Origin of the sequence: Streptosporangium sp. NPDC006013 (assembly GCF_040614275.1) — a bacterium.
Taxonomy (GTDB): domain Bacteria; phylum Actinomycetota; class Actinomycetes; order Streptosporangiales; family Streptosporangiaceae; genus Streptosporangium.
In genome coordinates this window covers 1-8,089 of sequence record NZ_JBEXUE010000451.1, presented here as the reverse complement: position 1 = coordinate 8,089, position 8,089 = coordinate 1, and the positions used below count along the sequence as shown (strand labels likewise).

Annotated in this window: 5 protein-coding genes; 2 read left to right on the top strand and 3 right to left on the bottom strand. The window is 69.0% G+C overall.

What is annotated here, in order from left to right; translation table 11 throughout:
* Positions 1-78 precede the first annotated feature (78 nt).
* The 3 genes from ABZ260_RS41205 to ABZ260_RS41195 all read right to left on the bottom strand — a co-directional run bounded on the left by ABZ260_RS41205 (position 79) and on the right by ABZ260_RS41195 (position 5,680).
* The gene (locus ABZ260_RS41205) at positions 79-3,399 is read right to left on the bottom strand and encodes a PQQ-dependent sugar dehydrogenase (RefSeq protein ID WP_355628593.1); all 3,321 of its coding nucleotides are present in this window, start codon (positions 3,397-3,399) and stop codon (positions 79-81) included.
* 118 nt (positions 3,400-3,517) lie between these two features.
* Entirely contained in the window at positions 3,518-4,696 is a 1,179-nt protein-coding gene (locus ABZ260_RS41200) for a TIM barrel protein (protein WP_355628590.1), read from the bottom strand.
* Positions 4,697-5,317: 621 nt separating this feature from the next.
* The gene (locus ABZ260_RS41195) at positions 5,318-5,680 is read right to left on the bottom strand and encodes a DUF6285 domain-containing protein (protein ID WP_355628587.1); all 363 of its coding nucleotides are present in this window, start codon (positions 5,678-5,680) and stop codon (positions 5,318-5,320) included.
* Positions 5,681-5,732: 52 nt separating this feature from the next.
* On the opposite strand from ABZ260_RS41195, the gene ABZ260_RS41190 reads away from it, so the two are divergent.
* A complete protein-coding gene (locus tag ABZ260_RS41190) occupies positions 5,733-6,923 on the top strand; it encodes an acyl-CoA dehydrogenase family protein (protein ID WP_355628584.1) in 1,191 nt (396 codons plus the stop codon).
* Positions 6,920-7,900 (top strand): phosphotransferase family protein, encoded by a 981-nt coding sequence (locus ABZ260_RS41185; RefSeq protein WP_355628581.1) that lies wholly within the window; start codon positions 6,920-6,922, stop codon positions 7,898-7,900. The genes ABZ260_RS41190 and ABZ260_RS41185 overlap by 4 nt, the downstream gene beginning before the upstream one ends.
* The last annotated feature ends 189 nt before the right edge of the window (positions 7,901-8,089 follow it).

Sequence of the window (8,089 nt, the reverse complement as noted above, 5' to 3'; positions counted from 1 at the left end):
AAGAGGATCAGCAGCAGCCGGGCGTGCGGGTCGGTGAAGATCAGTGGCAGGGCCACCAGGACTATCGCGTAGACCGGCCTATCCGCCGGCCGGGGCGCGAAGCTGCGCGATCAGCGCCTCCGCGTCTCGGACGAGCACGGCGCGCACCGCGGCGTCGGTCACCTTGCGCGGGTCGCGGGCGTGTTTCACGAACTGCTCCAGGGACTTGACGGCGTTCTTCGTCTTGCCCTTGTCCGCGTGCTTCCTGGCCTCCTTGAGCTGGTCGTTCAGCGAGCCGCTCGTCACCAGGCCCGCCGCCCTGAAACCGTCGAGGAGCTTCTGAAGGTCGGCGAAGGAGGTCGTGACCTCGAACGCGATGGTCTGTTTCGTGACGTGGCCCGCCTTGTCCTTCGCGGTGACGGTCAGCGTGTTCGCGCCGAGCGCCAGCCGCCACAGGTCGACCGGCTTGCCGGAGGTGACCTGCAGGTCACCGATGGCCGCCGTCACGCTCGCCACTCCCGAGGCCGCGTCCGACGCCGAGAAGACGGGGGTGAGGGACGCGGAGTCACCGTACTTACCGGCCTCCACCCCGCTCACGGACAGGACCGGGGCGGTCTTGTCGATCCGCACCGTGACCTTGCCGACCTGCGAGACGTTGCCCGCGTTGTCGGTCGCCCGGTAGAACACCTCGACGGCACCCTCGGCACTCAGCGTGACCGGGTTGTTGGCGTTCGACCACGTGGTACCACCGTTGAGCGAGTACTGCCGGCTCGCCACCGTGCCGTTGTCGGTCGCGGTGACCGTCAGCGTGACGTTGCCGGTGTACCAGCCGTTCTCTCCGCCCGGCTGGGCAGGGGCGAGCGTGGCCGACACGGTCGGGGGCGTCTCGTCCCCGACCCCGACGCCCTGGAAGGTGAACCCGTCGACCTCCACGCCGCCGGTCGAGGTGACGTAGAGTTCCCCGCTGCCGGTCGGGGCACCGGTGAGCGCGGTGTCCACGTTCTGCCAGCCCGCCCCGGCGGGCACGGTCACGGTGGCGAACGGATCCGCCGTCGCCGAGCCCCACCGCAGGGACAGCGTTCCCGCACCGGAGGCGCGGGTCCGCACGCCGGTGATGCCGGCGAAGTTCACCGGGTCGTACGCGATCCAGTCCCCGGCGTCGAACGACGTGATCTTCGCCAGGCCGGACGCGCTCTCGTCCTCCACCCTCGTGACACCGCTGCTCGCGTCCGCGTGCTCGGCCTGCAGTTGCTTGGGGTTGAGGATGAGCGTGGCGTCGCCGAGCGCCCCGGGGATGTCACCGGCACCGTTGTCCCGGTAGCTCACCACGACGACGCCGAAGATGTTCTCGGTCTCGCCGTGCTCGGGGGCGTCGGCCGGTGTCGGCCACGCGCCTGAGCATCCGGTGCCGAGGGTCTCCGGATGCGCGTGCACGTCGTGGCCGAGCCCGAAGGTCCACTGCACCCGGCTGCACACGGGGTTGTCTCCGTCCTCCTTGTCGGAGACCTTGACCTGGAAGGGCACCGCGTCGCCCCAGTCGAAGAAGGCGCCGTTGCCCGGTGTCTGGATGGTCACCTCGGGCGCGGTGTTGCCCACGGTGATCTCGGTCGAGGTGAGCCCGAACCTGCCCTGCGCGTCGGTCACACGAAGCCGGGCGGCGTACTGCCCGAGCACGGTGTAGGTGTGCGAGGCCGTGACGCCGGTGGCGTCGAAGGTCCCGTTGCCGTCGAAGTCCCACTCGTAGCGCAGCGGGCCCGGCTCGGTGTCGGTCGACGACGCCGCGCTGAAGTCGACGGTGAGGGGCGCGGTACTGCTCGACGACGGCTTGGCGACGATCTTCGCCTGCGGGGTCTTGTTCCCCTCGGCGTAGTCGATGCGGTACAGGCCCGCGTCGGGGTTGGCGCGGAAGAAGCCGTCGCCGTAGTCGAGCACGTACAGCGATCCGTCGGGGCCGAACTCGATGTCCATCGGGCTGTCGGTGATCGGCATCGCCGCCGCGGTCAGCGCGCTGTTGGGCAGGAAGTGTTCGAGCTTGGTCACCGGCCCGTCCGGCGCCGTCACGGTGAACGCCGCGAGATAGTCCTGCGAGAACTCGGCGAAGAAGAACTTCTTGTCCCAGTACTCGGGGAACTTCGTCGTCGACGGGTTCGCCGCGTCGTAGTGGTAGACGGGGCCGCCCATCGGCCCCTGCCCGCCCGCCGCCTCGAAGTCGGTGAGCCCGGCCCACTCCGCCGGCTGGTGGGTGTTGTTGTCACCGTAGTAGAGGTCCGCCGGGGTCGCGGGAGGCAGCGTGTCCAGCCCGGTGTTCCACCGCGAGGTGTTCGCCGGTCCGGCCGCGCAGTCGAACCACGCGCGCGGCGTCGAGGTCGCGAAGTTCCAGTCGTTGTAGTTGAAGTTGTCGCCGGTGCAGTACGGCCAGCCGCTGTTCATCGGCTTGTCGATGGGGGTGACGTTCCACTCGACGTAGCCCAGGGGGCCCCGGGCGGGGTCGGGTGCCCCGGCGTCGGGGCCGTAGTCACCCCACGACACCGTGCCGGTCACGTCGTCGACGTCCATGCGGAAGGCGTTCCGCACGCCCGTCACGAAGATCTCAGGACGGGTCTTGGCCGTTCCCGGCGGGAACAGGTTGCCGGCCGGGACCGTGTAGGAGCCGTCCTCCTGCACGGTGATCCGCAGGATCTTGCCGCGCAGGTCGTTGCTGTTGCCCGCGCCGCGCCGCGCGTCGAGCCCCGGATTCATCCCGGGGGCGTCGTTGTTGGGCGCCATGCCGTTGGCCCCGGGCGTGCCCGCGGGGGTGTTGTCGCCGGTGGCGAGGTAGAGGTTGCCCTCGGCGTCCCAGTCCATGTCGCCCGCGACATGGCAGCACTGCCCGCGCTGCGCCTCGATCTTGATGATGACCTGCTCGGTGGAGAGGTCCAGGGCGTCACCGGTCCATTTGAACCGGGACAGCTGGTTGTAGCCCTTCCACTGGTTCCAGTACGACTCGTCCGCGCCCGCGGGCAGCGAGTTGGGCGCCGACCCGGTGGGGGTCGTCTCCGGGTACGGCGCTGTCATCGTCTTCGGCGCGTAGTAGACGTAGACCCACTTGTTCTGGGCGAAGCCGGGGTCGATCGCGATCGTCTGGAGACCGTCCTCGGAGTTCGCGTAGACGGGGATCGTGTTGATGACCTTGGTGATGCCGGTGTCGCCGTCGGTCAGGCGGATGTCACCGTTGCGGGCGGTGTGCAGGACCCTCCTGTCCGGGAGGACCGCCATGTCGATCGGCTCGCCGACGTTCTTGGTCAGCGTGATCTTCTCGTAGTTCGACCAGTGCGTAGCGGCTTCATGGGCGTGTGCGGGTGCGGGCGCGGCGACCAGCACCACCGAGGGGAGCAACAGAGCGGCGAGTGCCCTGCCGACCGTCATGCGGGTACGCTTCAATTTCCTGAGCCTCTTCTTCAGGGGGGTGTCAGGACAGGGCGGACCGCCACTCGCGCCGGGGCAACGGCAGCGATCACGTGGCGGTCCGCCGAACCTCTCGGGTTCTTCGAGTGGCGCGTCAGTGGCGACCGCGGCGCAGGGCGGCCATGTTCTTGTAGCTGAGATCCGCGTACTGCAGCGAGCGGCCCGGCTCCGCCGTTCCTCCGGGCGCGTTGTCCTGCTCGTACATCGGGTTGTGGCGCTTCTCTATGTCCAGCTTGGAGAAGAAGGCGCTGTAGTCGATGTCCCCGGTGCCGAACGGCACCATGTCGTAGCCGTTGGCGGTGGTCTCGTTGGCCTTGCCGTCCTTGGCGTGGAACAGCGGGAAGCGCTTCTCGTTCTGCCGTACCAGCTTCAGGGGGTCGAAGATGTCGGTCTTGGTGGAGCCGTTACGCGCGGTGTAGGTGCGGTGCTTGAACTGGGCCACGTGCGCCCAGAAGATGTCCATCTCGAGATAGACGTTCCTGCGACTGGTGATCTTGAGGAAGTACTCCAGCTTCCGGACGCCCGACGAGCGGGTGGGCCGGCCCAGTTCGTCGAGCGGGCCCTCGTCGAGGAGGAAGCCGTACGCCGCGTCGTGGTTGTGCGTGTACAACTTGAGGCCGGCGGCCGAGGCGATCGAGCCGAGGCCGTTCCATTTCTGGGCGGCGACGTCCCAGTCCGCCTTGTAGGCGCTGTTGGTCGGGTCGCCGCCGGTGCCCACGTGCTCCATGCCGAGGATGTTGGCGATCTCCAGGGTCCGCTTGAAGCGATCGAGGTCGGCCTCGGTGAGTGGCCAGGAGCCGGGGATGAAGCCGTGGTTGCCCTGTGCCTTGAGCCCGTTGTCGTCGAGCCACCGGCGCAGCAGCCGGGCGCCCTCGACGGTCTCCAGGTCGGCCCCGCCCTCGGCGTTCGCGTGCTGGCGGTAGCCCGCGAACTCCACCTGCTTGTAGCCGATCCGGGAGAGCTCCTCGAACACGCGCCGGAAGCCGGCGGGCAGGTTCGTCGCCGGATCGCGGGAGATCACGTCGCGGACGGTGTAGAGGATGATGCCCCGCTTGGCCTCCGGCACCAGCACGTTCTTGTCGCCGTGGCCATGGCCGCGTTCCTGCTCGTCACCGGGGGACGCGTACGCGGCCGACGCGAGCGGGCCGACCGCCGACATGGCGGCCACCGCGGTGACTCCCGTCGTGGCCGCGAGGAACTGGCGACGGTTCAGCCCGAGCCTGCGGCGCAACGCGCCGGCGACCTCGTCGATCTCTTCTTCGTGTGCGCTCATCTTTTCCTACTTCCGTGTGGGTGGATGGAGCCCCGTGATCCCCGATGCCTCGACCGAGTGACCATCGACCCCTTTCCGCCGCAGGTCCGGCGGCATCGCCCGGCAGGTCATCTCCCCGCGGGGGCCTGCCGTGGATGCCACCGACCGACTCACTTCGCCCTCTCGATGCCGTGCAGAGAACTTGGCGTGGAAGTTACGCGTCTTTTACCCATTTAGGAAGCACTTTTGTCGTGATCTCTTGAACTTTCTGTCGCCCACGACCAAAGTCGCCCTAGCGCACGATCTTGGTCACCAGGCCCCGAACGCCCCAACCCCGGGGAGTCTTCCCAGGTAGGCCTGGGTGACCGCCCTCCAGGACGCCGAACCGGGCTCCGGTTCGCAGGAACCCGAGCAGGTTGATCCGGCAGGCGCCCGCGACCGCTCACATCCACGGCACGCGGATCGACCTGCGACGAAGCGTCGCGCAACCCGGTCGGACGAGAGCTTTGGTTGAAAGCCTCGCGACTTTCGCCCATAATCGGCAGAAGCATCGGGCGACACGCGGCCGGCGGGCACCTTGCCGACGGGTCGGACCGGGGCACGACCAGGCCAAGTTCAGAACCAAGTAGAAGAGACGGGCCGTCAGGGGCGGGGCGGGACGTCCGGGGCCGCGGTGTAGCCGGGGTTCGCCACGGCCAGCTTGTCCCGTACGGCCGCCGCCAAGGCGTCGAGAAGATCCGGGCCGTCCAGCCCCTCGCGGATCGCGGCGGCGAGCTCGGCATCCGAGGCGAAGCCGAGCTCGTCGAGGCGCACGCGGTGGGCGGCGTGCTGCGCGGGTCCGAGTTCGAGCTCCCGCTCGACCATGCTCAGCACGTTGACCGCCACCCGGGTGTGGAAACGGACCCGGCCCTCGACGACCGGGAGCACATCGCTCTCCAGAAAGTCACGGACCGCGGCGACGAGCCGAGCCGCGGACGGCATGTCATGGGGCATGCCCTGCGACATAAGGAACTCCTTATCCGTTGACGCGGCAACGAATCTCCGGTGAGATCATTCCATGAGCTTCGCGGTTCCCGACAGCGTCCGGCCGATTCGTGACGCCGTCCACGCGTTCATGACCGAACGGGTGGAGCCGGCGGAGGCCGTACTCCACGAGGCCGGGCCCGAGGCCGCCTCGCTCCTGCGCGAGCTGCAGGCACAGGCGAAGAAGGAAGGGCTGTGGGCCCTCGGGCACCCCCGCGAGTTGGGCGGCGGCGGATTGCCCTTCCTCGACTACGTGCACGTGAACGAGGTGCAGGGCCGCAGCGAGTTCGGGCAGTTGGCGCTCGGCACGTTCACCCTGCAGGACTCGCTGATGCTGCGCCTGCACGCCAACCCCGAGCAGCGCGAGCGATTTCTCGCCCCGCTGGTCCAGGCGGAGATCTGGCCGAGTTTCGCGATGACCGAGCCGAACGTCTCCAGCAGCGATCCCACCCAGCTCCAGACCACGGCGGTGCTGGACGGCGACGAGTGGGTGATCAACGGCCACAAGTGGTTCACCACCGGGGCGGACCGGGCCGCGTACACGACGGTGATGTGCCGTACCGAGCCGGACGCCGCCCCGCACCTGGCGTTCTCCATGATCCTGGTGCCGACCGACACACCCGGCTACACCATCGTGCGCGACACCCCGGTGCTGGGCATCGACGGCGGTCACTGCGAGGTCCGCTACTCCGACGTGCGGGTACCCGCCTCCAACCTGCTCGGGCCGCGCGGCCAGGGCTTTGTCATCGCCCAGCAGCGGCTGGGCCCCGGCCGGATCTTCCACTGCATGCGCTGGCTGGGCCAGGCCCAGCGGGCCTTCGACCTGATGTGCCGCCGCCTGCACGAGCGCAGCGCCTTCGGCCGGCCACTGGCGGACAGGCAGCTGATGCGCCAGCACGTGTTCGACTCCTACACCGAGATCCAGTCGGCCCGGCTGCTGACGTTGAGCGCGGCGGAGGCCATCGACCGGGGTGAGCAGGCGCGGGTGGAGATCGGAGTGGCCAAGGTGGCCGGGGCACGGATGCTGCACAACGTGATCGACCGGGCCATCCAGGTGTACGGTGCCGCGGGGCTGACCCCGGACACCCCGCTGGACCGGATGTACCGGCACGCCCGAGCCGGTCGCATCTACGACGGCCCCGACGAGGTGCACATCGACTCGGTGGGCCGCCGGATCCTGGGCGAGTACGCGGCGGGGGGCAACTGGGAGTTCGGCCTTCGATGATCGACGACCTCGTCTCGGATGTGTTCGGGCCGGGCTCGGCCGTCACCTCTCGGACCCGGCTGCCGGGTGGTGCGTCGCGGGAGACGTGGGCTCTGGACGTCATCGTTCCTGACGGCGTCAGACATGAGCTGATCCTGCGCCTGGGCTCTCCGGGCACCGTCCCGGATACGGGAATCGGATCGGCCGGGATCGGCCTGGCCGGGGAGGCGCGGCTGATGCGGGCGGCGGAGGCGGGCGGCGTTCCCGTGCCCCGGGTACTGGCCGCCGGAGAGTCGTACATTCTGATGAGCCGGGTGGACGGGGAGACGATCCCGCGCAGGATCCTCCGCGACGACGCCTTCACGGACGCCCGGCCGCTGCTGGCTGCCCAGTGCGGCGAAATCCTGGCCGCGATCCATCGCATGCCGCTGGTCTCGCTCACGCCCAGGACCGATCTCGGGATTCCGGCAGGCGCGCAGTCGATCGAGCCGGACGACCCGCTCCGGTCGTGGCGGGACATCCTGGATCTAACCGGCAGTGCGCACCCGGTCTTCGAGCTGGCCTTCCGCCGCCTTTCCGGCTGCCGCCCCGTGAGCGAGCGGGTGACCGTCGTGCACGGCGACTTCCGGAACGGCAACCTCGTCATCGGCCCTGACGGGGTCCGATCGGTGCTCGACTGGGAGCTCGCCCACGCCGGCGATCCGATGGAGGACCTCGGCTGGTTGTGCGTGAAGTCCTGGCGGTTCGGGTCGCCGCTGCCGGTGGGCGGGTTCGGGGAGTACGAGCGGCTCGTCCAGTCCTACGAGCGGGCGAGCGGGTATCCCGTCGACCGCGACGCGCTGCGCTGGTGGGAGACGTTCGGTGTGCTGAAGTGGGGGATAATCTGCGTCACGCAGACCCTGCGCCACCTTGAGGGCGGCGCCCGATCCGTGGAACTGGCCGCGATCGGCCGCCGTGTCTGTGAGACCGAATGGGATCTCCTGGAGACACTGTCCTGAACCGAGACGCCATCTCCTGGGAGGTTCTCTCGGCACCCGCTTTCGAAACCATCCCTGAGGGCGCGAGGAGCCCCGGCCTTTCGGAACCCTTCCCGGAAAGCACGAAGGCCCCCACCAAAAGGTGAGGGCCCTCAATGAAAGATTGTCCGGCGGCGACCTACTCTCCCACACCGTCCCCGGTGCAGTACC